This is a genomic window from [Clostridium] saccharolyticum WM1, from assembly GCF_000144625.1.
GTDB lineage: Bacteria > Bacillota > Clostridia > Lachnospirales > Lachnospiraceae > Lacrimispora > Lacrimispora saccharolytica.
This window is the reverse complement of record NC_014376.1, coordinates 3367022-3393259: the sequence shown is the minus strand read 5'-3', so window position 1 is coordinate 3393259 and position 26238 is coordinate 3367022. Positions and strand designations below refer to the sequence as shown.

The following is a 26238-nucleotide window of genomic DNA, read 5'->3' as shown; positions in this document are numbered from 1 at the left end:
ACCTAGGTTATTATTGTTTTTTGTTCTCCCTAACAGTCATCACTGGTTCGTTCTCAATCCTAAGCCCATACTGTAAAATTGGGTGAGGAGGTGAACTTACAGTGGAGGAATTGCTGAACTCATTTGGTCAGACCATAAAGGAAGCCCGGATTGCCGCAGGCATGACACAGGATGCCCTTGCGGAACAGGTCGGAGTCACGCCAAGATACATAATGGCCATTGAAAATGAAAACAAACACCCAAGAATGCCGGTACTACTTAAGATTATCCGCGCCTTGAAAATATCAGCCGATACGATCTTTTACCCAGAAATTCAACATTCAGACAGAGAAAAAGAACAGCTCATGCATATGATTCAGCTGTGCGGCAAAAAGGAAATCAAAATAGCCGCCGCAACCATCAAGGCGCTATTGGATGCCAGATAAGCAGAATCCATCTTCTTTCTTCGGAGGTGGATTTTCTTCATGTTAAAGTAATTATTGTTGTTTCTCTGTGTTTAAAGAAATCCTTAGAGTGACAAGTTCACTGCATAGGCCATGATGACACATACCATATGCCGCCGACAGGACGCACTGCTCCCTTGGCGGTAGGGTATGTGTTTTCTCATTTCACCGTAAACAGCAGACTACTCTTGCCGCCGTTTTCCCGCCAGCGCTGTTCCTTTTGAAGATAGCCGGTCTTTTCGAGGTCGGCGATGGCTCGCTGTACCGTGCGGCGGGAGAGCTTCAAGTCCTTAGCAATCGTACCGATTGCAGGATAACAGGTTCCGTCCCTGTTCGCCCGGTCTTTCAGATACCGGTAAACCGCCACGGCACGGTGTGGGACATTTTCAGCATAGAGTGAGGAAAGATAGTTCAAATCACGAACACCCCCTAATCGGTACGTAGAGGCATGGTGGGAAGCTCCGACTCATGCTCCTGCACTGGAGTATGCAGCATACCTCCGTTGCGGTCATCACCGGGAGGCTCCGGAAATTCAGCAAAGTCATCTTCCTCATAAGCACAGCCTCGCTGGAGGATTTCCTGCTCCAGCTCAAAGCGGTCGGCATAGTGAACCTTTCGGGCGGCACGTTCCTCCCCCTCAAAGGGCTTTTCGAATCGGATGCCCCATTTCAGAAACAACGGCAGCTTGGTACGCATAGGACAGCAGCCGGTTTTGGCCAAAATAAAGTTCCCCTTGGGCAGAGTTTTCAGCTCATCCGGTGTCATCAGCGGGCGCTGGATCATCTGCAGGCTCTGGCTGGGATCGTTCTTTCCTCTGCTGATGGAACCGGACATGACGGTTTTATTCCCCAACGCCCTTGAGAGGATATCTGCGCTTTCCGAGTTGGGTGCAAAGCCTCCAAATAAAATGTCCTGACAGTTATCAATGATAATTGCGGAACCCTCCTTGCCGTAGTTTTTCTCAAGCTGAGCGAAGGATTGAATGATGGGTACCATGCTGATGCGGCGGGAACGGCCTGCGGAGAACATCATCTCCATTGACTGGATCTTAGGGATGGTTCCGATCTCATCGGCAAAGATCATGACCCGGTTGGGAAGCTTGCCACCGTATTCATCGGCCACGGTCAGCATCTCCCGGTAGAGCTGTTGCAGGAACAACGACACCATAAAGTATTTCGTGTTATCTTCCTCCGGCAACACAATAAAGATGGCACACTTCTCCTTGCAGAAGGTTTCCGTGTCCAGCGAGCTGTCGAAGCACAGAATCTGCTCCATCTCGGAATCCAGAAAGGCATTGAGGCGTGACATAGCCGTAGACAGCACGGAGGCCATTGCTTGGTCTGCGGTGTTGAGGGCGGCTCCCGCAAACCATCTTGCCTTATGGTCAGTCGGTAACTTATCCATAAGCAGCTGGAACTGACTTTTATTCTTCACCGGGGAGGGAGCCAGCAAATCCTGTATCATTTTGAACACCGATATGATGTGCCGCTTCTCCGGAGGACAGTATTCTGCAATCAGCAGAATCACGGATGTCAATAATCCCTCGGCGGCATCGTAGAAAAAGGCGTTCTGCCCATAGCTTGCCGAATCCTCGCCGCTGCTGGAGATGATGGTCTTGGCAGTGATTTTGGCATACTTCTCCGCTTTAGCTTTCAGCGCGAGATTCTCCGGATTTTCCATGTAGGCATCCATATAACGGTTCACCAGCTGCAGGATGTTATCCCCATCCGAGCGTGTGGGGTTACGCAGATCCAGCACAGATATTTTGTAGCCATAATAATCCTTTGCGATGCCTGCGTAGTTTCGGAACAAATCCCCCTTGGTATCGGTGCAGAGGAAGCTCATGCCAGAGGCGCAGGCGTATTCGATGTTGGGGTATAGAAAGTTTGCGGTTTTACCTACACCGGCAGCACCGATCATGAGGCAGTGAATATCGCCGTCATCAATAAGGGCGGTGGTAGAGCCTGCCTTTTGCTTACTCCCTACCACAAGCCCCTGCAAGGTGGGCAGATTCTGCCCACGCCGCCATTTTTCCGGCTCGTAGGTTACATGTGTGTATGTCCGTCTGATTTCGCTTTCTGTGGCAAAACGGGCGGTACCGTGCTGACCGTCACCGACCGTTTTAGATTTAATGCCGCTAAGGGTATAATAGTGTGCTAAAAGAGAAAGACCGCCGATGACAAAAAACATCACGGCGGCCACTGCAATTAGAATAGTTACTTGGGATAACATAGGGAACTCCTTTCTTTTATTTGAATTGAACTTGTAGTATAATGACTGTAAATATTGGCCTTAGAAATATAAGGCTCGGCAATTGTTAATCAAGTTTAAGATAGTAGACGAATTATTAAATCAGAATTCTAAGAGGTGAAATTGTATATGAAAAGATACATTGCATTATTAAGAGGTATCAATGTAAGCGGCAAAAATAAGATAGCAATGTCTGAACTAAAAACAGGTTTTGTAGAAATGGGCTATACAGAAGTTTTTACACACCTCAATAGCGGCAACGTTATCTTTTCAAGTGATATAGATGATACGGCTATTCTTGTAAATACAATAAAAATGATGATAAAAAACAAGTTTGAGTTAGATATACCAGTTTTTATTATTTTACAGGAAGAATTGGAAGATATATTAAATAATGCGCCCGATTGGTGGGGCGATGATAACAAGGACATATATGATAACCTTATTTTTATGTTTCCTCCCTTATCTTATAACGAGTTTTATAATAAGGTTGGAAATCCTAAAGAGGAGTATGAGAAAGTATACAATTATAAAAATGCTGTTTTCTGGTCTTTTAACCGAAAAGATTATCAAAAGACAAATTGGTGGTCAAAGACTGCCAGTTCAAATATAAGGGACAAGATTACAATCCGAACAGCAAATACAGCAAGAAAAATAGTTGGAATATAGTCTGCAAACTCCAGTTAATCCGCTTTAGTAACATTTGGTTAATAAGCAAACTGAGCATGACGGTTACTCATCAGCTGTCATGCTTTTTATGTCATTACCATAGATGGTGCGGCTTGCTCCTGCGAGTATAATGCTTTCAAATCTTCATTCCAGTCCTTGTGTGCGGAAACATCATACACCACATCTTCAAATCTCTGCTGCCGTAATGTTTCATGAATGCGGCTGGCGGCTTTATGACCAGCTTTATCATTGTCCAGACAAAGTGTCACTCGTTGAAGCTGAGGGTACAGTTCCAATAGTTTTAGCACCGGCTGTTCCGACACACCGTTCAGCGCCACATAACTGGCGTTTTTCCAATTCTGTGGATGCAAACTGATGTAGGACAGCAGATCAATAGGTGCTTCAAACACAAACAGGTTGTTGGGGCTTGGATTCTTGGAAACGTAATGAAAGCTGTAGGCCGGATGGCTGCCCTCTACATTGATGCGAAAAGCACTGCCGGTTGCCGTACTTTTCTTATGGGCATGGCGGGCAACGCATTTTTCATCGAAGCCAACAAACACAGCGTTGTGGTATTCTGCATCCTCAAACAGCAGCTTCTCTCTGGCAAACTCCGACACCACCTCTCGGCTGATACAGCGCTGTTTAATGAGATAAGCAAACACCCGGCGCATATCCGTGTGCGCTGGCGGCAGAGCGAATGGCTTTCGCTGCTCCGGTTCACTGAATTTGCTGTGCTGCCGGTATTCTACTCCTTGCTCACCACCCAGCAGGAGGCTAACCGCCTCCGGGAAAGACAGATTATAGAGCCGTTTCACAAGATCAATAGCATAACTGCCCTCCTCAGAAGCGTGATCGTACCAGCGGTTGCCCCGAACGGTGATGCTGTGATCGCTGGCCAGCCGCTTATCCCTCCCTGATGGCAGGAGCTTTTCTCCTTGCCGCTGGAGGAAGTCCACCAAGTCTACGGAGTTGGCTCGTTCCTTTTGTTCGTCTGTAAAATGGATGTAGTCTGACATGAGTAAAACCTCCCATCATAAATAAATTTGCGGCGCATAGTCATCCCGCTTGTGACCCTGCGCCTGCTTTTTCTCCTGCAGCTTCCGTCTGCGCTTGCAGTCGATTTGACCGGCAGCGATTCCTGCGGTTCTTCGGTAATCCTCCCGGAACAAATTCTCCAGCCGATGCATAAGCCGGGTGGCTGCCAGTAGCACCGAGGGATTGCGATAGTTGTTGATGTTGTCAATAAAGTACTGCGCATAGACATTGCCCTGCGTCGCAGCCAGTCCCAGCCAGTAAAGGCTCTTTTCCTTGTCACGGGGAACATCGCCGTCATAAAAATACAGCTTACCAAGAGCATACTGTGCATATTGGTTTCCCTGATTGGCAGAAGCGGTCAGCCAACGGATAGCGGCTTCCACATTCTTTGGGACATCTTCCCCTTGGAGATAGAGCTTGCCGAGCTGATAGGCGGCAAATTCATTTTTCTTCTCTGCCGATAAGGTGAACAGCCTGATTGCCGCACCGACATCCTTGGGAATGCCATCACCGGAAAGATACAGCTTGGCCAGTGAGTACCCGGCATAAGCATTGCTAAGGTCGGAGGAAAGCGTGAGCCACTTGACCGCTTCCGGAAGATTCTTCGGAAGATCCGCACTGGACAGATACAGCTTGCCGAGTTGGTAAGCGGCATACTCGTTTTTCTGTTCTGCGGCAGCTGTGAACATAGCCACTGCTTTTGGAATGTCTTTATCTACATGAGTGCCATCCCGGTACAACTTTCCGAGGGCATACTGCGCTCCGGCGTTTCCGGCCTCCGCTGCTTTGACCATCCTAGCCACCGCCTGTACAGGGTTTCCGATACCGGTTTCCAGACACACCTTGCCCAGCAGACATTGGGCATTTACATTTCCAAGCTGTGCTGATTTCTCCAGATAAGAAACTGCAGCCTGCATATCTTTGTCCGTACCAGTTCCGGTGTAAAGCATCTGACCAAGGCGGTATTGCAGCTTGTCATCATGGCTGTCCTTTTCCAGACGATAAAATCCGGAAAAGGCGGCTTTGAAATGCTGGGTGGATATATCCGCATTCACGAGCGTACCAACACCGTTACGATACATTTTGGCAAGCTCATAATCCGCATAGGGGTTCCCCTCATTGGCAGACAGAGTATAGAGACAGAGCGCCTCTGTATAATCCTGTGGAACACCCTGACCACGGTAATACAAACAGCCGAGGGAGTATTGGGCGTATTTATGATTTTTTTCTGCCGCCTCCTGAAACCATGAGGCTGCCTGCCCATAATCTTGTTCGGTTCCAAGACCAGCGGCGTATATTTTTCCGATGCGGTATTCCAGATAGGGTTTCGGCTTTTCTTTCTCTGCGGATAAAAAAGCAGCCAGTGCTTTTTCATACCATGCGTGAGCAATCTGCAAGTCAATTTCACGACACAAGCCATCGGCGAACATTCTGCCGAGATCATGCATGGCAAGGGCATTTCCGGATTCCGCTTCCAGCAAGAAAAGAATGTATGCCTTATCAAAATCCTGAGGCACGTCCTCGCTGCCGTAGAAATATTTTCTCGCCAGCTTGTATTGCTTGCTCCAATCGGCACGAAAGACCACATCGGCAGGCTCCATAAAGGCTTCCTCCGTTTCGCCGTCCGCAGGCTCTGTAAGCTCCGGTTCTGGTGCATCTTCATCCTCAAATGAGAAATGGTGACCACCCAGCTTTAATGCTTCGGCGATCACCATGTTTTTAATACTCTTAAATTGTTTCTGCTGGGAGAGAGGAGGAAGGGGTGGCAGCTTATTCGTGTAAGTCTTGAGGATTTCATTCTGCCAGTCGTTCCATGCCCGGTAGAGCTTGTCGATCCGTTCTTCCTTAGAAAGCTCATCTACGATGCGGTCGATGATGGCTTTAACATCTGCCTTGAGGTATCCATACACCTTTTTACCCCCTGTGTTTTGAAGCCGTTTCGATAACAGCAGCAGATCCGCTTCGATGGCTTTGTTTTCACAGACACGATCCTGTACCTGTGAAAGCAGCTCGGCCATCACATCGGCGGCACCCTGCTTGAGCTGGCTGCGGGCTTCGTTCTGATGCTCATAAATGTGGGCGAAGTCCTGACGGAAGATATCGTGTGCCAGCTCCGAGCGCATGCCTTCAATGGCAGGCTCGGTAAGGAAGCCGTCATCGTCTTTGGCGGAGTAAACCATGAGATGCACATGGGGATGATGGCTTTCATTATGAAAGGCAGCATACCAGCAGAGGTTTTCACTGTCGATTTTCATATACTTGCAGAGCATGGCTTTTTTGCTGCGGAGCAAATCCTGCCACTGCCTGCCTCTGTCATATCCAAGCCTTGCGGCATCCTCCCGGCGTAGGCTGATGACATGAGTCCAGACAGCACCCTTGTGCTGGCACACATCCTCCTGTACCTGCGCCAGCACCACCGGCACTCCCACATCGGTAAACAGACCATGCTCGCCGGTCCGCTCCACACGGGGACGGCCTGCGATATACTCCACATAATTTTCCCGCTTGCCAATGAGGTTTAGGTTCTGTTCCAATGCCAGGGAAATAAATTCGGTAGCGTTGCCGATGGTAGGGCTTTCACAGTAGTCGGCATACTCCAGCATATCTTTGGCAGAGAGAATATTCCGGATGATCTGTTGGATCAGCTGCTGCTGTTTTACCGTAGCCGAAAGCAACAGCTTGCTCTCATCAATTTTTTCCACACCCTCACGGGTTCCGATGTACTTCACATAGTTTTCAAGCTGGGCTGGCGGGGCATCCCGCATATATTGCGAGGTAAAGATGATTTTCGGCATGGCAGCCTCCTTTCTGCGTTTTTGGGCAAAAGAAAAGAGCGATCAACTTTATGATCGCCCTAAAGAATAAATCATAAATCGTATATTAATTTAATTCATACATATCCTTTGCTTTTGGAAACTTTTTCAGCATAATGTCATTTGCTGCTTCAACCTTTTTCAAATATTCAGCATAAGCGGGACTGAGTATTTTCATGTTGGCTATTAAAACCTCTTGATAGCCGCTTTCTTTTTGAAAATCCAACATGTACCTTTGAATTTTGCCTGCATCGGAATTCTGATACTCATCAGAGCTTTTAAATTCAATATACCGTTCAATTTCTTCCCGGTTGCGTTCCAAGTAACAGTCTGTATCAGCAAGCATTTTATGCATTTTTCCGTTTATTTCTTCTTCCATCTTTAGCGCATCAATTTTTTCACTTGCATTGAAAAGCAATTCCAAAAATTCAGAAAGCTCTGAAGGCAAATACACATCCACATGATCAAGGTACTGCACGATAGCATCATAAGCTTTTCGTTGTTTCTCAGTTTCAATTGTCCCGTTCAGGAATCTGCCAAAATGCATTGATACATAAAGGCCATAGTTTCCGGGAAAAGCAAAAACCAATTTCTCTTTTACGGTGTATAAGTCCGCATCATGCGTTTGCAGATAGTCAAATTCACGATTCACATCGTAATTGGCAATCAGACTGTCCATACACTTTTGTATATCATTCAAACGTTGCATCCGTAATTCCGTGATATATTTGCACTTGGCTAAAGCCGCCGGTTTATTTGAGCTAATTAGTATCTCTGCAATATCGGCAATGCTGATACCACATTTTCTAAGCACAGATATCTCTTTCAGTGCAGATATATCGGAATCGCTGTAATTCCTGTATCCGTTTTCGAGTATCTGCGGATGTATCAGATTTTTAGACTCGTAATATTCTATTGCCTTTTTTGTTAGCCTGCATTTCTCACAAACTTCTTTTATCAGCATAAATTTTCCTCCTAACACGATTCTTATTGCTCTCAAAATTATCTTAAGCCAACCCCCAAGGGGATAGTCAAGTACTTCTTATATTTGTTTGGCGATCACATTAATAAAACAGTATTATCAAATTTGAGTAAAAGAAAAGAGCGACAACGGGTCGCTCATTGGAATTATCCTTTTGCCCTTGAATACGTTCATTAAGAACCGTTCATATGCCAAAATGTATTAAGTATTTATCATTTTTTATTGCTTCCTGTATTTTATCAATCAATAAAATAAGCTGATGTGATTGAAGTTGGCGGTTTGCTTTGGTAATAACATCACAGAAGGATTTAAGAGAATATGGAGGGTAATTCCGCTTTCTTCAAGCCCGCATATTGGCTGAGTGGAAATGCAAGCAAAGGATTTGATTTGCTCTATTTCTTCCCGATAGACGCCGAAGACCTCATCCATCACATCCATGTCCACAGAAATACAGTTATATTTTTCAGGCTCATACTCCTGATACCATATGTTTTCTTCAAACTGATCAAGGATTCCAAAATCATGCTTTGCCAAAATACCACCTCCAATGAGAGTTTCTTATACTCTCCTAATAAGTCGAGGTTTAGATTTCGCCTTTACGTATAACTTTCCTCATACCTGAACCACAATTCTCATGAGGGATTTTCTTGAACCCCATTTTTTCATAAAACGATTCTTTTCCTTTATCCGCAATTAATTGAATGCTGGCACGTCCACAAAGCGGCGTTTGGCTATCCACATAGTCTAGTATTCTTTTGATCAGTTCACTGCCAATTCCTTTTGACTGGTACTCAGGCATTACTACTATATCCACAATTGTGTAATATAAGCCATCTCCAATTAATCTACCCATACCAACAACAGTTTTATTATCAATCGCAACTATATCATAAAGACTTCTTTTAAGTGCTGATATAGTTTGTTCTTTTGAGAAATTGTTCCAATCTACACTTTTTCTTAATCTATAGTAATCATCGTACTGTAATATATTTTCTTTATAAATCATCTTTTCCCCTTCGTTTTTATTATATCATCTTTGCTAAACAAAATTTACTATATCTTTGAATTATGTGAAAAGCCCCTGACGCTGCATAATATATCGAGAGCCTTTAATTGTTTCTGTTATCTCAAAACCTAACCTTTGATATAAAGCAATGGCTCTTTTGTTGCTTGCAAAAACATAAAGGAAAATGGGAAGGTTCGTTTCAGAAATACACTTTTTCAATATTTCTGTTCCTATGCCCATATTTCGATATTGAGGGAAAACATACAAATCATCAATTTCCATTTTTCCATCTGTATGATGGAAATAGTAATATCCCACTTTTTTTCCGTTAAACATAACGTATATATACTCTTGTATATGCGTTTCAATCTTATTCCGTACCCATAACAAAACTTTCTGATAATCAATAATTTCTATGTTTTCATACTCGTCAATTAGTGCTTTATTAAGTTTGAATATAGGTTCAATATCCATATTTCTAGCTGGTTTGTACTTTAGCTCCATTATATAAATTACCCCTGTTAAATTCTTATTTATCCGCAAACAACATTGCGTTTGTTTAGAAATATTATATCATCCTACTCTAAAGAAATCATTAAGAAATTATGCATATGAAAAACGGCCCCTACTCCCGCAGAGGCCGCTTACCTATGTTTCGTTACAGCGCACCAAGTTTTTTGAGTAGCTCCACACAGTCCTTTGCGCCCTGCACATAGAGGTGCTGGCATTCGTGATCCGCAATCAGATTTGTTTTCTCAAAATAATCGGTGAGAAATTTCTGCTGATCCTCCGGCAGTGATTTCAAAATCTCACGAGCCTGTGCGCTGAGAGACTTTACCTCGGCATAAAGCTGCAGCTCATTGTCATCCAGAACTTCCTTGCGCTTTTCTATTGAAGCTTCCGTCAGTTCCCGGACTGCCATTTCAAAGATTTCACTCTTCTCCATCGCATTTTCATCTCCTTTCCCAGCACTACAATGCTGTACACCAACATATAAACGGATATGCTTTCATAGTCCATATCCAAAAGAAACAAATTTATCTTACAATTTTAGGTTCGCCGCTTTTGGTAGTTATATGCATCTTCAAAATCAATCGCACCGTTGATCCGTTTTACTTCCTCCACACATTTTAAGTGTAGGCTTTGCAGTGCCTGATCGTCAACCGCATGGGTATACGCCACCACATGAGAGAGCTTGGAAAGCTCGGTGGCTATTTTAAAATCCATTCTGGCCAGACGGTTTTCCGTATCCCGGATAGTGCTGACGAGAACGGAGGATAAGCTCTGCAACAGATAATTTTCAATTTTCTGTGAGATAAGATACCCGCAGTAAAACCTCAGCGCCTCGGTGACAAATTCATTGCGAGATTTCACATTGGCTTGCTCCAGCAGCTCATCGCACCGCTCCAGTACTTCCTTTTCGATATAAAAGCCGGTGCGGACTTTCTCCGGTTCCTTTGCCATACTGCCTCCTTTTTCTGTGATTCCTGCCCCGGTATGCAAAACAAGCCCCGCAAATGCTCGGATTTCCTTGCCCTTTTCTGAAACCAGCATAATAAATGAGGGCTTCGGGCAGAAAGTTATGTCACTTCATAATCCCCGAACGGCTTTGCCGGTCGGTGTTTTTCGGGTTTAGGCTGCCAAAGCAGCATAAACCCTTTAACCTGCACCACTTTCGACCCTACCGGAATGCCCTGATTCTGAGGATTCTTCACCGCATCCGGGGCTTTCTCACATTCTCTCCACACGGGCGCTACGTGGGCGATACGATGCTAATAGGTATCAGGATGCCACCCCGCCTGCCAAAAGGCTACACAGGGCAACACCGCCGCTCACATGCCCGGACAGCGTTTCTGCTTACACCAGCCTGTTGTCGGAACCACTTGCCGAAGCAGGGCGAATCGGCCTTTTGAGCTTTGCAGCGGCCTCACGGGAGAGCTTATCGTCAATGTACTCACGGGTGGTCTGCGGAACGTGCTTTTCGTAGAGCTTCTGGACGGTATCCTCCAGCTCTGTCTGCAAATTCGCATCCTTTTTACCCATGTGATAGGTCAGGGCATCCAGCTTTTCACTGTCAAAGCTGACCGTCAGTGTTGCTTTTTTCATTATACTTTCCTCCATTTCATCATTTCATTTCGGGTGACTGGGAAGGCGCATCGCCCTCTTGCGTGACCCATTTTTCATAATCCGATACCGGACAGTACCCGGCAAGCATGGACGAGAATTCCTCCAATCGGGAGGGCTTCACCTTGTCCAGCTCCATCTGCAAACCGTAGTAGCCGTTGTAAATCTTGACCACTTCGGCATCCAAAATATCAGTCCACGCCTCTTTCCCGGCATTGGTCAGGGTATGCTCATCCAGCTCCACGATGGTGGCAGGCTGCACCTCCACATCCTTGTGAAGCAGATGGATGTCCTCCCAACGGACATGGAGAAGGTCTTTCAGGCTGCTGCCCGGGGTGATTAGTCCGGAAATGTTGGGAACATAGGAGGCGTACCGGCAGTAACCGTAACCCTCCGATTCCACCAGCAGTCCGTCATTTCTGCCCTCGCCGGTGAGAAGCAGGCAGTGATACACACCACTACTGTCGCAGTGCATCTGCTCAATATTTTCCTGAATAAAGTCATACTCCCGCTGAGGATTTTCCAGCACAGCTTCAAAAACTTCAGCGGGAAGCCGTAGGGTTTTCGATACCTCAAAGTCCTGTGGATTAAAATCTGAGGGCTTTCTTTCAAAGATTGCTTTCATATCACGCCGCCTCCTTTACGGCAAAAACTGTCTTGGATTCACTTTCTTACCGCCGATGCGCACCTCCAAATGAAGGTGGTTTCCTGTGCTTCGCCCGGTGCTGCCGACGGCGGCAATCACATCGCCCTGCTGCACCGTCTGCCCGGAACGAACATATACCTTGGAGCAGTGACCATATAAAGTGACCATGCCATCTCCATGATCAATAACCACATGGTAGCCATAGCCGCTGCTGCCGGAGTTCTTCACATAACTGACCACGCCGTTACGGACAGCCTGAATGGGTGTGCCTTTGGGCGCGCCGAGATCAATCCCGGAGTGACCCTCGCCGCCGCCACCGCCGAACGGATTCGGCCTCCAGCCGAATTCTGAGGTGACCATGCTGCGCCAGTTTGCTCCAAGGGGACTGGCAAAATCACCGCCGCCAGTGTAAATTTCACCGTCAAACACACTGCCAAACCATTCATCTTCGCCGATGCTTCCATCTCTTGGCAGTCCGTGACCATAAAGCACGCGGCTGTAAATTTGCGCTGCATTCACCTTATTTTCCTCTGTGATGGTTCTGCCAAGAGAGCTTTCAAGGTTTGCATATATCTCATTCAGGTCAGTAATGGGAACAGCTACCGTATAGGTTTCCTCCGTTTCATTGCCATCCTCATCGGTGACGGTGCGCTCCTCGTACCGGACGAAACAATCTACAAAGGCTCGGTAATCGGAAGCGTTCATCCGCAGATTTTCAGCGCCGAAATACAGAGAATAAAAAATGGACTTCATGCGGGTGCTGTCGATACTGCCGCTTTCAATGATGGGTGTAATCTCAGACACAGTATCATCCAAGTCGGAAAAGCTGACCCGCATATCCTCGATGTACTGCCGGTACTCAGCTGGCACCTGCGAGGAAATGCTGCCGCCGTGAAAGCTCAAATCCACAGCGGAATTGTTGTGGTCTGCGGTACCGGAAAGCAGGCTCATGATCATAACGATGATTAAAATAAACGGGGTGAGAATGGCGGCGATGACTACACCTACCGCTTTCCATGTCCGTTTGTCAGTGGCGGCGGCGATTGCCGCTTTCACCGCAAGGGTAATGGTTGCCGGGTCTGCCATCGGGGATCACCACCATTTCTGCTGCCAAAGGTTGAACTGCGCATCTTCTACAGCCTGCTGCTCCTGTGCCAGCCGAATGGATTTCTCCACCGCCTGATCCAGGAAATCCGTATCAAAGCCTGCGGTTTCATAGCCCTCGGCGATGGTGTGGAGATAAAAATCCGAGGGTGCGCCGAACTCCCTGCCGTCATTCATGACATAGACCATCGCATTCACCGGCTTGCCATTCAGCTCCACCTCCAGCATTTCCTTGCGATAAAAGTTCGGGTATCCCTCGTAACGGTCGAGGGAAAGCTCATCCTGCGGCCTGATCTTCCATAGAAGCACAGGCACGGAGCTACCCTCCAGCGGCTCAATGGTTGCAACGGCACCACGGCTGCCGCCACGGAACAGCAGCTCATATCCTTTGACCTCGCTGGCTCCCACCACCTTAGCGGTAGGGCAGCGGAACGCCATCTGCGGCAGATGAAGATTGCTGCCATAAGCAATGTATAAGCGGTTCTTTGTCATGGTTTCCTCCTTACATTCACACAAATTTACATATGCATAGTAAAAGCCGGGGCATCTTCTGCCTCGGCTTCGGTTGGTTCGGGAGCGGACGGCTGTGCTTCCTGCCGTGCCTGATCCAGCTCTTTTTCTTTTTTCTGCCGCATCCGTTCCTTTTGCTTTTCTGCCTGTGCCGGATCACGCCAAGCGATGCAGCCGTCCAAATTCTTCAGCAGATGCTCACGGGCGGTCTTGAATTCATCCCCAATCAGCCCCAAGCGCAACAGCCAAGTGCGAAAGGTGTACTTCTCGTTGGTGGTCTGTGTCTTGGTTCGGCTGGCACAGCGTTGATTGAGCGCCTGTGCGGATATGGCCATGCACAGCTGAATATAGGCCTTGATTTTCCCGGCATGTGTGGTTCCGTTGAACAAACGGAACTCCACCGTACCTTTCTGAAACACCGAATGAAGATTCAGGCAGTGGTACCGGCTGTCATCATAGTGTATGTTGCTGCGGCTCTCGCCGTTGTACCAAATGCGACTGACCTGATCCAGTGTCCGGGGCTTTCTGCTGTTCAGTTCCTCCAGAAAACGGTTGTCCACCGGCTTGCACCAGCGGTGCTGTCTGGCCACGGACACCTGCAGCGCCTTATAAATCAAATCTTCCTTGGCAGCCATGATGTTCGTGATGTTCCGCAGGGTATTGGCATCAAAGGGCGAGGCATCCACATGAACATGGATGCCGCAGGAGCTGTTGGAAATGGCACCGGCTTCCCGGAGCTTGCGCACCAGCTCTTGCACTTTTTCGATGTCCTCCCAACGGCAGATGGGGCTGACCATCTCTGTTTTATATTCCGAAGAGGCGGATACCGTCTGTCTGCCATTTTTTCTCTCCGGAGTAATACTGGCATCACTCATGAATTTCCACTTGCGGCCTTGGGAGTCGATAGCGGAATAGGTATCGTAATAGCTGCCGTCATACACAGCTGTTGTGCCGAAATAGGTGGCAGCAATATCGGCGGCAGCCTTGCGGGTGATGCCGGTCAGCTCGACCTCAATGCCGAAGCGCTGGGCTTTCATGTCCATTTTTTCTTTCACCTCCCATTAACGGCCACCTGCCTTTCCGAACAGCTTTGCCTTATGCTCCGGGGCATTGACCATCAGGTTGTAACGCTCATTGCCGCATTTGTAGAGGCACACACCACGCTGCGGATAACGGATGAGGTTGTATTCGCTCTGCTCCAGCTGGAGGGTATCGATGTAAAACTTGGCATCAATATTCCCGGCGTTGAACAGAAACTGATGAGTAGGGATGCTGAACAGGGGCTTCGTGTATTCCCGGATGCCCTCAATGTTGAAGTCCTCCAGATTCTGCGAGGCAATGATAACCGCCGAATCCTTTTTGCGCACACGCTTGGAAAAGTTGCGGACGTATTCCACAGCGGTGAGGTTCGTAAGGAACAGATAGAACTCATCAATGCTGGCGGCGGTGTTGCCATTGGTGAGAAGCTCGTTGCTCATGTAGGACAGAATGTTGAACAGCAGGGCGTTTTTCAGACTCTTGCTGGCCTGCAGCAATCCTTTCACGCCAAAGGTCACAAAGCTGGAATCGGTGATATTGGTGTGTCCGTCAAAGAATTTCGACTCCGCACCTTTGCAGATGGAGTGCAGCCCCAGCAGGATATTTTGGAGCAGCTCTGCGGTATAGAGCTGGCGGCTGCTTTCGTCAAAGGCCTTGTATTCTTCCTCAATCAGCGCATACAGGTCGGACAGAATGGGATAGTCCTTAGCGGTCAGGTGGTCGAACTTGGTGCTGTCGTTGATGCCGAACTTGGCATACAGCTTTTGCAGCATGATTTCGATGGTGTCAATCTCCCGGTCAGAAAAGTCCTTGTATGTCCTGAAAAAATCCTTGAGAAAGGAAATGTGCTGACTGAGCTTGCTGCTGATGCGGAAGGTTTGAGGCGCATCCTTATCCTCCGGGCTGCCGTTTTCATCCCATGTTTTCGGCTCCAGCACATTAATAATGAATTCCCCGGACATGAGGTCGATGAAGCAGCCGCCGAGGTTGTTTGTCAGATCCTCGTACTCCATTTCGGGATCAAGAGCGCACACATTCATGCCGGATTCCCGCAGATTGCACAGGATGAGCTTGAGCAGATAGCTCTTGCCCTGACCGCTGTTGCCGAGAATCAGGATGTTGGCATTGGTCTTGTCATCGGATCGCTTGTTGAAGTCCACCAGCACATTGCTGCCAAACTTATCCCGCCCCACATAGAAGCCATTGGCATCCGTCTTGCCGGAGTAATTGAAGGGATAGAGATTCGCCACAGAGCTTGCCGGGAGGACACGCTCGAACTGGTCACGAAACACATTAAAGCCGCTGGGCATCACGCACTGGAAGCCCTGCTGCTGGCGGAGCATCAGTCGGTCGACGTTGAGCTTGCTGCGGATCAGCTCGGTCATGACCTCGGTCTGCAACAGCTTGAGCTGATCCAGATCGTGTGCCGATAGCTCAATATACACAGCAGAGTGGATGAAGGGTTCCCGGTTTCGGTGTGCCTGCGCCACAATGGTGGCCACATCCTGCAGATTGCTTTCGGCCATGACGGTCTGCTGCAAATCGCTGGTATTGGACTTGCTCAGGCGGTTTTTGTTGGCGGCGTTGCTGATGATTTTCTTTTCCTCCACCGGCGTGACATGGCGGGTATAGATACGCAGGGTCACACCATCCTTTTCTCCCAAGTGACGGAGGATGGCCTGTTCCTCCGTGGCGGTTGGATACTCCCGCAGTGCCCAAACGCAGCGGTAGGTGTTCCCGCAGATGAAGTAGTCGGTGTTGAATTTAATCACCGAGGGGGCAATCATATCCAGAAACTCTTGGATTCTGGCATCCTCCTGCGGTGGAGATTGGGGCTTTCTTTTTCTTGACATATGAGATTTATCCTTTCATTAGAAATAATTCAAAAAAGGGGTTGTAGTATAAAAACACATTGATATACTGAATATAACGGCGCCGTAAATAAACTGAATAGGAGATTTATTTATGGAGAAATTCACAGTAAAATCAATCGGGAAAGTGCGTTCAGATGAGAGTGGAATGCGCATAGAAATGGAAAAAGAGTTCATCCCAGCTCTTACGAACCTTGAAGGCTTTGGTTACATTAACGTTCTTTGGTGGTTTCATCAAAGTGATAATGAAGGCTCTCGTTCAAAACTCATTGAAAAAAGCCCTTACAAAGGCTCTCCGGATACTTTAGGAACTTTTGCGACACGTTCTCCAGAGCGTCCAAATCCAATCGCACTTACTTGTACCTATATCACTTATCTGGATTGCGATAACGGAATCATAGGTTTGGCTTTTATTGATGCAGAAGACGGAACTCCGGTTATCGACATCAAACCTTATACGCCGAGCTTTGATCGGGTTGAGCGTCCTATTGTTCCAGATTGGTGCGCCAGCTGGCCAAAGGATGTTGAAGCATCAGGAGACTTCGACTGGAGTAAGGTCTTTAATTTCTAAGAACAACTGATTATAGTGAAAAGCTGGTTTCCTATTGCAGGAGACCAGCTTTTCCTCTATCAAATTATTATCTCTATTCATTCAGAATCATCCACCTTTCCCCATCAAAATCCTCGAACTTCTCGGTCGTGACATTCTGCTCGAAGTAAACCGCAAGGATGCGCTTGATATCCTCCTTGTCCGCTCGCTTTACGGAAAAGCCCTGCTCTTTGAGGGACTTCTCAATGCGGGATAGATAAGGAAACACCTCTTTTTCCTTTTCATTCCGCAGGCGGATCAGGATTAAAAACTCCCTTGCGGTGGCCATCTGCACCTGTATCCGGTCAAGGAAGGACAGGTCTTTTTCGAGTAGCTTCCGCACCACAGGATTCTGCTCCTGCTCCATGCGGTTGCGGAGAAACCGCTTATTGTCCTCGAAGTTCTCCCGGCTGTTTAAGCACAGCATTTCAATTTCTGCAATGCCTTTCAGCACTGTCATCAGGGCATAGATGCGGGTGCTGATGCTGGCTTCCGACAGCACCGATATGTTGCTGGGCTTGATAATGAAATACACCAGCTTCCCATGCCCATAGGTCTGCAGGCTGTACTCGGTGATTTCCTTGGTGCCGATGAGTTGCCGGGTGGAGGCTCGTTTTTTTGCTTCTGCCTTATCGTTCCTGCGCATTGGGTGTATACCTCCATTCATAGAATTGCTGCTTGGTGATAAAAAAAGCACAGGCATATCGGAGAAAATCCAGAATGCTTGTGTCCTCAAATCGGATCGTTAAAAAGGCATAGACGGCGGTCAGCACGATGGGTAGCACAAATCCCAGCTGTGAAACCGCAAGCACAGAGAGAAGCAGCGCGACGCCGATGATGCCGATATCCCGCAGCTGCCACAGCCACAAGGTTGCTTTTGCCCTTAAGTGATCGGGGTAGATATACATGAGGCACCTCCCTTACATCCGCATGGAAAAACCGGAGCCTTGGTTCAGCTCCGGTTCCATTTCTTTTGCGGCATAGTGTACATTTGGGGAATAACAGGATTCGTTTAACTGCTTGGCATAGCTTTCAGCCTGTTCCATCGACTCAAACTCCATCGGCTTGCCGCCGTGCTTGCACCAGCTCTGAGCAGCTCCGCACACCGAACCGGCGCTGCGCATCGCCCATACACCATATTTGTTTTCCATCGTAAAACCTCCTTGGATTTGTTCTGCGGATATCTTTCGGACAGGAATACCCAGCTTTTTGGCTTCCTGAAGTTCCATTGCCATGCCGGTGGAAATCCGGCTGCCGCAGAGCCACAGCTCATCGCAGGCCTCCAGCACACGATGCCCCATGCAAAGACCGGCTTCCCGCTGGGCAGAATCATTATCATCTAAAAACTGCGGATACAGAAGATGAACAGCTACCGGCGTACAATTCTGCTCCATTGCATACCGGCAGGCCGCCTTTGCAAATTCTACATTCTTTTGTATTTCACCGGCATATGGGGATGCGATATAGACCAGCTTATTTTCACTCATTTTGCCACCGCCTGTACCACCGTTTTGGTCATATTCACCGCAGTTTGCGCCGCATACACGGTACTCATGAGGTTGGCTTTTGTGCTGGTATCCAGTCCGAACTGTCCGGCAATGCGAGGAATTTCACCAGCTGCCAGCATCAAGCCAAGCCCCAGCAGGGCATGGTCTTTTACAACCATGAGTCCGGCAATCAGCACCGTTGCCTGCAGGAATGCCGTAAGGCACAGCCCAATCACCTGCTTGCACCATGAAACGAAGCCGTCAATATAGCCACGGGGAACGCTGAACATATACAGGCTCCCCACCGCAATCTGGATGAGGAGGATGCCGCCCCTCTTGAGATTGGCAAAGAACACCTTAATGACCGCATAGCCCATAAGGATGAGAATAAAAATCATCATGATAGGGCTGGTGATTGTGTTCAAGCCGCCGAATACATTGCTGGTCATGGCCTGCTCCAGATTTCCCGCATCCTGCAACGATGCAATGATACCTTGGGCTACCGTTCCGAAGTCGGTTCCAAGGCCGGTAATCCCGGCAGTAAAGCTGCCCTGCAAAGACACCGACAGCTTATACAGCTCCACCGGCACCGTAGTGAACAGCCCCACAGCCATGAAGCCCTTGATAGCGTTGAGGGCAGTATCCTTGATGCTGCCTCTGCCGGACTGTGATTCAATTCCGCATTCAAAGGCTGCCACCACAAGGCCGACACCGTATAGCGCCCACGCCAGATAGGAGAAGAATAGCACAATGGATTGTACCCAGCTCATTTCGAACAGGTCGGCACCCATGTTTCCCATCTGCATAAAAAAGTCGCCGAGGAAGCCCACGATCTGACCGTAGATCCAATCCACAATCTGACCGAGAACAGTGTCGGCGACAAAATCCCATATGAACATTTAGAGTTTTCACTCCTTTCTTTAAATGTAATAATTTGATAATAACCTTTTGCTCTAGTATAATAAAAAATAAAAAGCTGTTTAAAAGGGGCTGAAATTATATGCTAAATTCGTTTATGTCTGCTGTGGTTAAGGGGATTTCCGATAGAAATGATCATACTATATCGAGAGTTGTTTCTTTTTTAAACTGTCTATTTACACTATTGCTTGCAACATCGATTTTTTTCCCTTTGAAAGATATATTTGTTAAATATTTGGTGTTGGCTGATGTCAAACTCATTTCAGATGTTGCATTAGTGGTATGGTACTGTGCGATTTTCTTGTTTTGGATTAGTACCTCCACCAGCTTTATTTCATTCATTGCTTACTCAGTTTTAAAAAAACTTGAAAGTAAAATTTTCTACAATAAACCATTCAGAGCAACAGATAGAATGCACACGGTCTTTGGTGCAACACATACAGCCTATTTGAGTAGCTTTGACTATGTTGCACTATCCTCATTTGCCTTGCTTTTCAGTGCACCCGAAAAGCTCTTGTCAGTTTGCGAGGAATCCTTTCAGTGGGGGAACATCTTCAAAAACATTTCTATGATATTTATGGGTCTTAGTGGAATAGAATGTGTTGTTTCCATGATTATCCTCATTTCGATCAAATGGGTTATGCCTAATTATTACACATATAAGCGTATTGAAGATGATATTTATAAGGACTAATGACTACATCCCTAGTCCCTGACAGTCAATGGTTTCACCAAAACCGTTATACATAACTTGCTTTTTGTGTGTTAGAGTGCTAAAATAAAGTTTAAACTTCAACAGGAGCAGGGAAAACTGGAACGCAAGACACGTGAGCAACAAAAAGCTGAAAAAGAGCGCCAGTTTGCTTTACGTCAGGAAAAACGCAAGGAAAAGCACAGGGGGCATTAAAACCTCCTGTGCTTTGCTATCTTCTAAGCACCGGGCTAGTTTTTCTTCTCTGATTTATGACTTGACAATCCGTTTTTTCAGAGCTTTAATACCACACAACGGAAGCCGCCGGAATAATTTCAAAGGAGGTACTTGTGTGGCAGATTACAAAAAACTTTATTATAAAATGTTTAACGCAGTAACTAATGCCGAGAAGCTCGTTTCTCAAGCTGCTTGTATGATGCGTACCGTCCAGCAGGAGTGCGAGGAAACATATATGGATGCAGACGATACGCCACTGTGCCTGACTGATAAGTCGGAGGAGTAAACCTCCGCTACATCCCCAGCACCTGCCAGTCAATACTTGCATAAGGGTGGTGGAAAAACTTAACAGCGTATGGTATGATAGAGATAAACAGGAATTTATCGGGGTAATTTAATAATGGAAAATTATGATATTGTTAGATCAGATTTTAATGAAATTGCCGAATTAGGCGACGACCCAAAGTGGAATCACAATAATTGCTACTTTCCTTATCTGTTACAACATGTACCTGCTGGTGTAGGAACTTGTCTTGATATCGGATGTGGAAAAGGAGAACTGTCTGCCTTATTGTCTAAAAACGCGAAGAAAGTAATTGCTGTTGATCTCGCAGACAAGATGATAGAATATGCCCGCTCCAATAACGCGGCTGATAACATCGAATATATCTGCGGAAATATTCTGGATATGAATTATGCTACATCGTCGTTTGACATCATAATCTCAACAGCCACTGCACATCATCTTCCATACGACTGGCTACTGGAGTTTGCAAAGGATAAACTGCGACCTGGTGGTAAACTAATTTTGCTCGATCTAGCAAAAGCCAATTCGATAGCCGACCATTTTGTTTGGGGATTTGCCGCATTGCCTAATGTAATTATGAACTTAATCAAGAACGGTAGTCTGCATAAGGACGATCCTCACACAACTGCTGTATGGAGGAAACATGGAGAGCACGACAGTTACATGACCATTCATGAGATTCGCTCTTTCGTTGCACAACATCTTCCAGGTGCAATAGTGCATCGCAAATTATTCTGGCGCTATTCACTTATTTGGCAGAAGAAATAAACAAATACAATTTGTCGAGCAGGTCGAATCTTTTTATGAGGATTCGGCCTGCTCATTTCATCACATTCCGAGGATAGTCCAGATATATAAGGGAGCCGTCAGCGTGAACACAAGGCAAGCAAACAGGATCGCTGGAGCCGCCCATTCCATCTGACCATGTTTGCGATATTCAAAATAACATGTGCCTAACTTGGCAAAGAAAAACACCGCCAGAATCAAGTCGATGGCAGGGAACACTACCTTATTGACCACGGTTTTGATTTGTTGGGACGCGGTTGACCACGTTCCCTCAATCGCTCCGGCCACATCGCCGCTTCCTGCTGCATAGGCCGTTGTGCTGAACATCAGGCACAGCATCAGAACCATGCACAGGAGCATCGCAATTCGTTTTGATTTCATGGATTTTCCACCTTTCTTTATAGGGTTGAGAATAGCAAGGCCGCAGTTTTTGATTCGCTGCGGCCTTGCTATTTCTCTGTTTTTAATGGGGTTTCTGCGGCGCAATGTGCCAGTCGCTCCACAAATTATCCCGGATGGTGACGTTGTCCGTAAGGTTCATGGAAAGCATTCCGGTGGGTGTCCAGCTGTCTATCAGCCATGTGTACGGGGTATAGCTTCCGTCAGGGAACCAGATGGGTGAAAAATGCGTCCTGCGGTTATAGGTGCTGTAGGAGTTTTTCTGAAATTCAAACCGGGCACTGTAGCCTGAACTCATACGCTCCAGCAGCCGCCAGTAGGTTTGATACCCGAATTCCGGGAAATAGGTCACCGCAGTCTGCGCCCCGGTTACCGCCGAGGATTGATTGGTGCTAACTCTGGCGGAAACCGTCTGATTGATGCCATAGCCCGACTTCATGGTTTTTCCGCTGGCGGTGGGGCTTTTGTTATCGGGCTGGATTGTCATGCTTGCTGAAAGGCTGGCCTGATACCGGTCGAGGTCAAACTCCCACCATCCCTCGTCTACCCATTTTCCTCTATCAACCCAATGGCCATTTTCGCTGCTTCCAACCCATACCCACTTGCTGTGCCAGACCCAATGCTCCTGCCACCAAGGACGCCACACTGTCCAGTTGGCAGAGGTCTGCTGCGGATTGTTGGGAACAGCGGACTTTCTAAAGCTGTCATTGCGGTCATTCGCCACAGGATTGGGCGGCGGATTCTTATCAAGGTCAACAATATTTACATTAATTGTTGCCTTGCTGGAGCTGCCGCCTCCAGACACAGTAACCGTGATGGTCATCTGCTGTGGGGTGCTTGGCGCTGTCCAGCGTATCCACGCCAGCTGGCTGTCGCCATCGGGATAGTAGATGTTGCTGACCCGATAGCTTCTGCCATTCACATAGAAGGTGGCGGACACCGGATGATCCGGATCGCTCTGACCTCCGCTGACAGTTACCGCCGTGATGACCTCGGTGTTGACCCGGTATTCGTAGTCATACACGGAAACATTGGGCGGCTCTGCAGGCATGTCCTTAAACCGCACGATGCCAAGGCCGAGGGCATCCTTGATTTCCGAATTGGAGGCAGCCTTGTTTCGGCTTCCTGACCATGCCGGATAGCCGAGATCGGCCACCTCCAAGAACATGGCAAGGGGCAGATTTTTATGGGAAAGGGATACCATTCTTCTGCGCAGGAGACCCCCAACCCGTTCGTCATACATGGCGGCTTCCGTGGCTGTGGTAGCAATCATCACACCCTCAAATTTGTAATAGGCGATAGGTTCCAGCAATATTTTATACTCGCCGCCAATCAGCACATCGTAGCTCATACCGGTAATCTCTGCGATACGCTTGACCACATATTCGGAACAGAAATATTTTTTAATAGCTTCGATATTGTTGCTTCCATTGGTGCTGATGATCTTCGGCATGGTTTGCGCTGGTTTAATTGCAATATATCCACCCTTGACAGGCGACAACGATCTACCACCGTTATATTGTAGCTTGCTGACCTTTCCAAAGTTGTATATAGATGAATTCGGTGCTTTGTTGGTAAAATCAAAAGAAGCCGTAACCACTGCATGATCACTTGCCCGAACCACTGTCACCCGCACACCCTCATTGCCTGGAGTCCACGAGTTGGTGCTGGTACCATCACCCATGCCACCGCCACCGCCGTCTACGTTGCCGCTGCCACCCGTATCGGCATAAGCACTTATAGGAAAAACAGCAGCGAACAGGATAGCCATTGAGAGCAGCACTCCCATAAATCGCTTCATAAATTATCCTTTCCGCAACAAAAAAACACGGTGTTAAACCGTGTTTCCTTGCTACTAATATATTTTTTATTAATCCATTTCTCCGACCTGCTTGTTAATATCACCATCGCCATCAACTTCAATCACCTGATTGGCACCGCCGTCCGGTACGTTATCAAAGCCCGGCAGGCCGCCGTTGCTTTGCGATACACTCTCTGAAGATGTCGGCTTCTTTTCCGTATCCTCTGCCTTATATTCCGGCGGCTTGGATGGGTTGGTGGTATCTGCATCCTTGGGCAGTTCAGGCTTTTTAGGAGCTTCCGGCTTTACCGGATCGAGCTGGAGCTTCTGCTCAGGCAGATCGGTTTGGGACGGCAGTGTTTCCGATGTATTCGACTCCGGTGTTGGCTGCGGAGAAACCACTACCTCTTTTTTCTCTGTGCTATTCTGTATATCAGGAGCCACATCCGAAGTGCTGACCGGCTCCTGCGAGGAAGCATCCGGCTTTGCGGGTTCCTTGGCAAACCGCATTCCGATGGCAACGACTAACGCTATGCAAATCACCGAAGCGCCCGCAATGGCGAGCCTCCTTTTTGTTTTCTCACTCATATAGACAACCTCCTTTGAAGAAGTGTAAAATGCTACCTCTTTGCATTTCTTACGATACTATATATTTTTTCGGAAGTCCAGACAATTTCCCGAACAGTCATGTCAAACGTCACTTTCACCGAATACTTCAGTGTATCCCGCCTGAACCTTGAGCTTGATCTTCATGGGAGCCAGCTCCTTGCCGCCGAAATAGACCGGTACCTCCAGCCATATTACCGCATCTGCTTCAAAGCGCTGTGCGTTTTTAGGGAAGGACGGAGCCAGCGGCGCATTTCGGATGGTAACATCCAAGCCGGAGAGTTTGTACTCCAAAGCCTCCCCGGCATATTTCACATGGCTGCCTCCGACATTTTTTGTACCGAGGACACCATCCATGTAACTGTAAATATCGCCGGTCTTTACGCTGTAGGAAAAGGAGGAGCCGTCCGGTTGGTAGCCGCCACTGTAGCCCTCTCGCACACCGTGATACACATCGGCATAGTTGTCGTTGACTGTTACAGTAATGGCACCCTCCAAGGCTTCTTTTACACCGGCGGCAATGATATTCAGCCGAAAAAACTCCATTATGCCGCACAGGATAATCACAAGCACCAGCGTAATGGCTACCACCAAAGGGAAGCCGTTCCCGGCCTTATCCCTAAGAATGTGTCTTAGTTTGGTCATTTGTGGTACACCTCACTTTTCCCGGAGGCCTCCGAGCGCAGGGTGATAGGGAACGAACCGAACCCGCCGAACAGCCCAATATTCTTGTCCAAGGTCAGTGTCACAGTAACTTCCTGATTGAGCTGGATATTGCCGGTCTTTGACCATGAAATCCGGGGACTCAACCCGGTCTGCTCGGTGAGAACCGCAGCACGGCGGCTGGTTTCACTGCCCACCCTGCCGCTGATTTCCGCTTCCCGGCACAGCTCGGTAGCATAGGTGTCCAGCTGATTCTTTGCTATAAACACCGGCAGCACCTGCACAGCCAGCGCAATCACCAGCATGGCGCAAAGGACAAGGACACATACATCAATGTAGCCCTCACCATGTTTGGATTTTAAGATTTTCTTCATGCTCACCCCTCCCTAAAACATCCCACCGAGGGACTTGATGATCTCATAGGCAATGATGGCCAGATAGGTAAAGAGAAAGCACATCAGCATGAGGAAGGAAAACACACGGATTTTGGGCGGTATTTTCTGTGCTTCACCCTTGAGCTTCTGCAGTTCCAGCTGCTTGAAGTCATGTGCCAGCATCTGAAAATACACCGTGCTGTCATCTCCACGCAGCACACCGATGAGGCCTCTCACCACATCCGATAGCATGGGCGAATTGAGTCTTGCCTCAAACCGGGTAAGGGCGGCCTCGTAGCTGGAGGAACGCATATCCGCTGCCAGCATGGTCAGCTCACTGGCAAAAGCTTCCCCGGCATTTTTCTTGTAGTTCTCTATGATGGCCAGCACATCACGGGAGGCTTTCAGCTCCTGTTCGATGTTGGCAACAAAGCGGGGCAGCTCCTTTTCCACGGAAGCTCGCTTGGCGGACAGCTTTTCGTCTGCCTTTTTAGTTTCTTTGAAATACACCATGACCCCAAGGAACACCACCACCGGCACCAGCAAAGGAAAGATAAACCCTGCCGGAATCGCCAGCAGCAGAATCACGCCGGATTTCACCAGCGCATACGCCTGATAGACCTCCGGCTCCATGTTCATGCCGGTGGCTTTCAGCACATTTTTCAGCTGATGTCTGCGGTATTCGTCCATGCGGATGAGCCTTGCGAGCTTTACCGCCCAAGTCATGAGGTAGGCTTCCAAGCCCCTTGCCGCTTTTTTCTCCGACCTTGTGGTGTTCAGCATGGCCTTGGCAGTGCTGAGGTACGGCAGACGCAGCAGATCCAAAAGAATAAAGAACAGCCCAGCCGCTAAGGTGACTCCGAATAAAAACAGTAATCCCATCACC

At 47.8% G+C, this 26238-nt stretch carries 32 protein-coding genes and 1 pseudogene; 7 read left to right on the top strand and 26 right to left on the bottom strand.

Annotated elements, in window-relative coordinates; translation table 11 throughout:
* Window positions 1-101 precede the first annotated feature (101 nt).
* Complete coding sequence (locus CLOSA_RS15760; protein WP_012104171.1) at window positions 102-425, top strand: helix-turn-helix domain-containing protein; 324 nt, start codon at window positions 102-104, stop codon at window positions 423-425.
* A 178-nt stretch (window positions 426-603) separates the two neighbouring features.
* On the opposite strand, the gene CLOSA_RS15755 is transcribed toward CLOSA_RS15760, so the two are convergent.
* Together CLOSA_RS15755 and CLOSA_RS15750 are read right to left on the bottom strand one after the other, a co-directional pair.
* The gene (locus CLOSA_RS15755) at window positions 604-858 is read right to left on the bottom strand and encodes a helix-turn-helix domain-containing protein (protein ID WP_012104172.1); all 255 of its coding nucleotides are present in this window, start codon (window positions 856-858) and stop codon (window positions 604-606) included.
* 14 nt (window positions 859-872) lie between these two features.
* Window positions 873-2675, bottom strand: coding sequence for a VirD4-like conjugal transfer protein, CD1115 family (locus CLOSA_RS15750; protein ID WP_012104173.1), 1803 nt, complete (start codon window positions 2673-2675; stop codon window positions 873-875).
* 147 nt (window positions 2676-2822) lie between these two features.
* Here CLOSA_RS15750 and CLOSA_RS15745 point away from each other — a divergent pair, with 147 nt between their 5' ends.
* Window positions 2823-3362, top strand: a complete 540-nt coding sequence (locus CLOSA_RS15745) for a DUF1697 domain-containing protein (RefSeq protein WP_013273753.1) — start codon at window positions 2823-2825, stop codon at window positions 3360-3362.
* Between the two features lie 86 nt (window positions 3363-3448).
* Here the strand turns inward: CLOSA_RS15745 and CLOSA_RS15740 are convergent, their stop codons facing one another.
* From CLOSA_RS15740 to CLOSA_RS15675, 14 genes are all read right to left on the bottom strand, one after another.
* Window positions 3449-4381, bottom strand: coding sequence for a DUF3991 and toprim domain-containing protein (locus CLOSA_RS15740; protein ID WP_013273752.1), 933 nt, complete (start codon window positions 4379-4381; stop codon window positions 3449-3451).
* A 15-nt stretch (window positions 4382-4396) separates the two neighbouring features.
* Window positions 4397-7195 (bottom strand): MobP3 family relaxase, encoded by a 2799-nt coding sequence (gene mobP3, locus CLOSA_RS15735; RefSeq protein WP_013273751.1) that lies wholly within the window; start codon window positions 7193-7195, stop codon window positions 4397-4399.
* 85 nt (window positions 7196-7280) lie between these two features.
* Window positions 7281-8177, bottom strand: coding sequence for a MerR family transcriptional regulator (locus CLOSA_RS15730; protein ID WP_013273750.1), 897 nt, complete (start codon window positions 8175-8177; stop codon window positions 7281-7283).
* A 261-nt stretch (window positions 8178-8438) separates the two neighbouring features.
* Window positions 8439-8729, bottom strand: coding sequence for a hypothetical protein (locus tag CLOSA_RS15725; protein WP_013273749.1), 291 nt, complete (start codon window positions 8727-8729; stop codon window positions 8439-8441).
* Window positions 8730-8778: 49 nt separating this feature from the next.
* Window positions 8779-9201, bottom strand: a complete 423-nt coding sequence (locus tag CLOSA_RS15720) for a GNAT family N-acetyltransferase (protein WP_013273748.1) — start codon at window positions 9199-9201, stop codon at window positions 8779-8781.
* A 60-nt stretch (window positions 9202-9261) separates the two neighbouring features.
* Window positions 9262-9705, bottom strand: coding sequence for a GNAT family N-acetyltransferase (locus tag CLOSA_RS15715; protein ID WP_013273747.1), 444 nt, complete (start codon window positions 9703-9705; stop codon window positions 9262-9264).
* Between the two features lie 154 nt (window positions 9706-9859).
* On the bottom strand, window positions 9860-10147 hold the full coding sequence (locus tag CLOSA_RS15710; protein WP_012104183.1) for a hypothetical protein: 288 nt from the start codon (window positions 10145-10147) through the stop codon (window positions 9860-9862).
* A 104-nt stretch (window positions 10148-10251) separates the two neighbouring features.
* Window positions 10252-10665 carry a ribbon-helix-helix domain-containing protein gene (locus tag CLOSA_RS15705; RefSeq protein WP_172634804.1) on the bottom strand — a complete coding sequence of 138 codons (414 nt, stop codon included), beginning with the start codon at window positions 10663-10665 and terminating at the stop codon, window positions 10252-10254.
* Between the two features lie 393 nt (window positions 10666-11058).
* Window positions 11059-11307, bottom strand: coding sequence for a DUF6103 family protein (locus CLOSA_RS15700; protein WP_013273746.1), 249 nt, complete (start codon window positions 11305-11307; stop codon window positions 11059-11061).
* Between the two features lie 19 nt (window positions 11308-11326).
* Entirely contained in the window at window positions 11327-11950 is a 624-nt protein-coding gene (locus CLOSA_RS15695) for a DUF6329 domain-containing protein (RefSeq protein ID WP_013273745.1), read from the bottom strand.
* 15 nt (window positions 11951-11965) lie between these two features.
* On the bottom strand, window positions 11966-13057 hold the full coding sequence (locus CLOSA_RS15690; protein WP_013273744.1) for a M23 family metallopeptidase: 1092 nt from the start codon (window positions 13055-13057) through the stop codon (window positions 11966-11968).
* Window positions 13058-13063: 6 nt separating this feature from the next.
* Window positions 13064-13567, bottom strand: a complete 504-nt coding sequence (locus tag CLOSA_RS15685; RefSeq protein ID WP_013273743.1) for a gamma-glutamylcyclotransferase family protein — start codon at window positions 13565-13567, stop codon at window positions 13064-13066.
* 26 nt (window positions 13568-13593) lie between these two features.
* Window positions 13594-14628 (bottom strand): amidoligase family protein, encoded by a 1035-nt coding sequence (locus CLOSA_RS15680; protein WP_013273742.1) that lies wholly within the window; start codon window positions 14626-14628, stop codon window positions 13594-13596.
* Between the two features lie 18 nt (window positions 14629-14646).
* Window positions 14647-16476: a VirB4 family type IV secretion system protein gene (locus tag CLOSA_RS15675; RefSeq protein WP_013273741.1), complete on the bottom strand. Its 1830-nt coding sequence runs from the start codon at window positions 16474-16476 to the stop codon at window positions 14647-14649.
* A 112-nt stretch (window positions 16477-16588) separates the two neighbouring features.
* Between CLOSA_RS15675 and CLOSA_RS15670 the strand changes: the two genes are divergently transcribed.
* Complete coding sequence (locus CLOSA_RS15670) at window positions 16589-17065, top strand: SAM-dependent methyltransferase (protein ID WP_013273740.1); 477 nt, start codon at window positions 16589-16591, stop codon at window positions 17063-17065.
* Window positions 17066-17138: 73 nt separating this feature from the next.
* On the opposite strand, the gene CLOSA_RS15665 is transcribed toward CLOSA_RS15670, so the two are convergent.
* From CLOSA_RS15665 to CLOSA_RS15650, 4 genes are read right to left on the bottom strand one after another with little or no spacing between them, the layout of a single operon-like run.
* Window positions 17139-17729 (bottom strand): hypothetical protein, encoded by a 591-nt coding sequence (locus CLOSA_RS15665; protein WP_013273738.1) that lies wholly within the window; start codon window positions 17727-17729, stop codon window positions 17139-17141.
* The gene (locus CLOSA_RS15660) at window positions 17713-17991 is read right to left on the bottom strand and encodes a hypothetical protein (protein WP_013273737.1); all 279 of its coding nucleotides are present in this window, start codon (window positions 17989-17991) and stop codon (window positions 17713-17715) included. Before CLOSA_RS15660 ends, CLOSA_RS15665 begins: the two co-directional genes overlap by 17 nt.
* A 12-nt stretch (window positions 17992-18003) precedes the next feature.
* Complete coding sequence (locus CLOSA_RS15655; protein ID WP_013273736.1) at window positions 18004-18570, bottom strand: DUF7768 domain-containing protein; 567 nt, start codon at window positions 18568-18570, stop codon at window positions 18004-18006.
* Entirely contained in the window at window positions 18567-19469 is a 903-nt protein-coding gene (locus CLOSA_RS15650; RefSeq protein WP_013273735.1) for a conjugal transfer protein TrbL family protein, read from the bottom strand. Before CLOSA_RS15650 ends, CLOSA_RS15655 begins: the two co-directional genes overlap by 4 nt.
* A 101-nt stretch (window positions 19470-19570) precedes the next feature.
* Between CLOSA_RS15650 and CLOSA_RS15645 the strand changes: the two genes are divergently transcribed.
* The 4 genes and pseudogenes from CLOSA_RS15645 (at window position 19571) to CLOSA_RS15640 (ending at window position 21491) form a co-directional block, all read left to right on the top strand.
* Window positions 19571-20182: a hypothetical protein gene (locus CLOSA_RS15645; protein ID WP_013273734.1), complete on the top strand. Its 612-nt coding sequence runs from the start codon at window positions 19571-19573 to the stop codon at window positions 20180-20182.
* 90 nt (window positions 20183-20272) lie between these two features.
* Window positions 20273-20395, top strand: a pseudogene (locus tag CLOSA_RS22425) (DUF2992 family protein); the annotation flags it as partial.
* 136 nt (window positions 20396-20531) lie between these two features.
* Window positions 20532-20702, top strand: a complete 171-nt coding sequence (locus tag CLOSA_RS22990; RefSeq protein WP_013273733.1) for a hypothetical protein — start codon at window positions 20532-20534, stop codon at window positions 20700-20702.
* Window positions 20703-20816: 114 nt separating this feature from the next.
* Window positions 20817-21491 carry a class I SAM-dependent methyltransferase gene (locus tag CLOSA_RS15640; RefSeq protein WP_013273732.1) on the top strand — a complete coding sequence of 225 codons (675 nt, stop codon included), beginning with the start codon at window positions 20817-20819 and terminating at the stop codon, window positions 21489-21491.
* Between the two features lie 60 nt (window positions 21492-21551).
* On the opposite strand, the gene CLOSA_RS15635 is transcribed toward CLOSA_RS15640, so the two are convergent.
* From CLOSA_RS15635 to CLOSA_RS15610, 6 genes are all read right to left on the bottom strand, one after another.
* Complete coding sequence (locus CLOSA_RS15635; RefSeq protein ID WP_013273731.1) at window positions 21552-21890, bottom strand: DUF3852 domain-containing protein; 339 nt, start codon at window positions 21888-21890, stop codon at window positions 21552-21554.
* A gap of 82 nt (window positions 21891-21972) precedes the next feature.
* Window positions 21973-23709 carry a hypothetical protein gene (locus tag CLOSA_RS15630; protein ID WP_041708664.1) on the bottom strand — a complete coding sequence of 579 codons (1737 nt, stop codon included), beginning with the start codon at window positions 23707-23709 and terminating at the stop codon, window positions 21973-21975.
* 69 nt (window positions 23710-23778) lie between these two features.
* A complete protein-coding gene (locus tag CLOSA_RS15625) occupies window positions 23779-24297 on the bottom strand; it encodes a DUF6550 family protein (RefSeq protein WP_013273729.1) in 519 nt (172 codons plus the stop codon).
* Between the two features lie 102 nt (window positions 24298-24399).
* Window positions 24400-24960: a hypothetical protein gene (locus tag CLOSA_RS15620; RefSeq protein WP_013273728.1), complete on the bottom strand. Its 561-nt coding sequence runs from the start codon at window positions 24958-24960 to the stop codon at window positions 24400-24402.
* Window positions 24957-25352: a DUF4320 family protein gene (locus tag CLOSA_RS15615; RefSeq protein WP_013273727.1), complete on the bottom strand. Its 396-nt coding sequence runs from the start codon at window positions 25350-25352 to the stop codon at window positions 24957-24959. The genes CLOSA_RS15620 and CLOSA_RS15615 overlap by 4 nt, the downstream gene beginning before the upstream one ends.
* Before the next feature lie 12 nt (window positions 25353-25364).
* On the bottom strand, window positions 25365-26237 hold the full coding sequence (locus tag CLOSA_RS15610) for a secretion protein F (protein ID WP_204593061.1): 873 nt from the start codon (window positions 26235-26237) through the stop codon (window positions 25365-25367).
* Window position 26238: the final 1 nt, after the last annotated feature.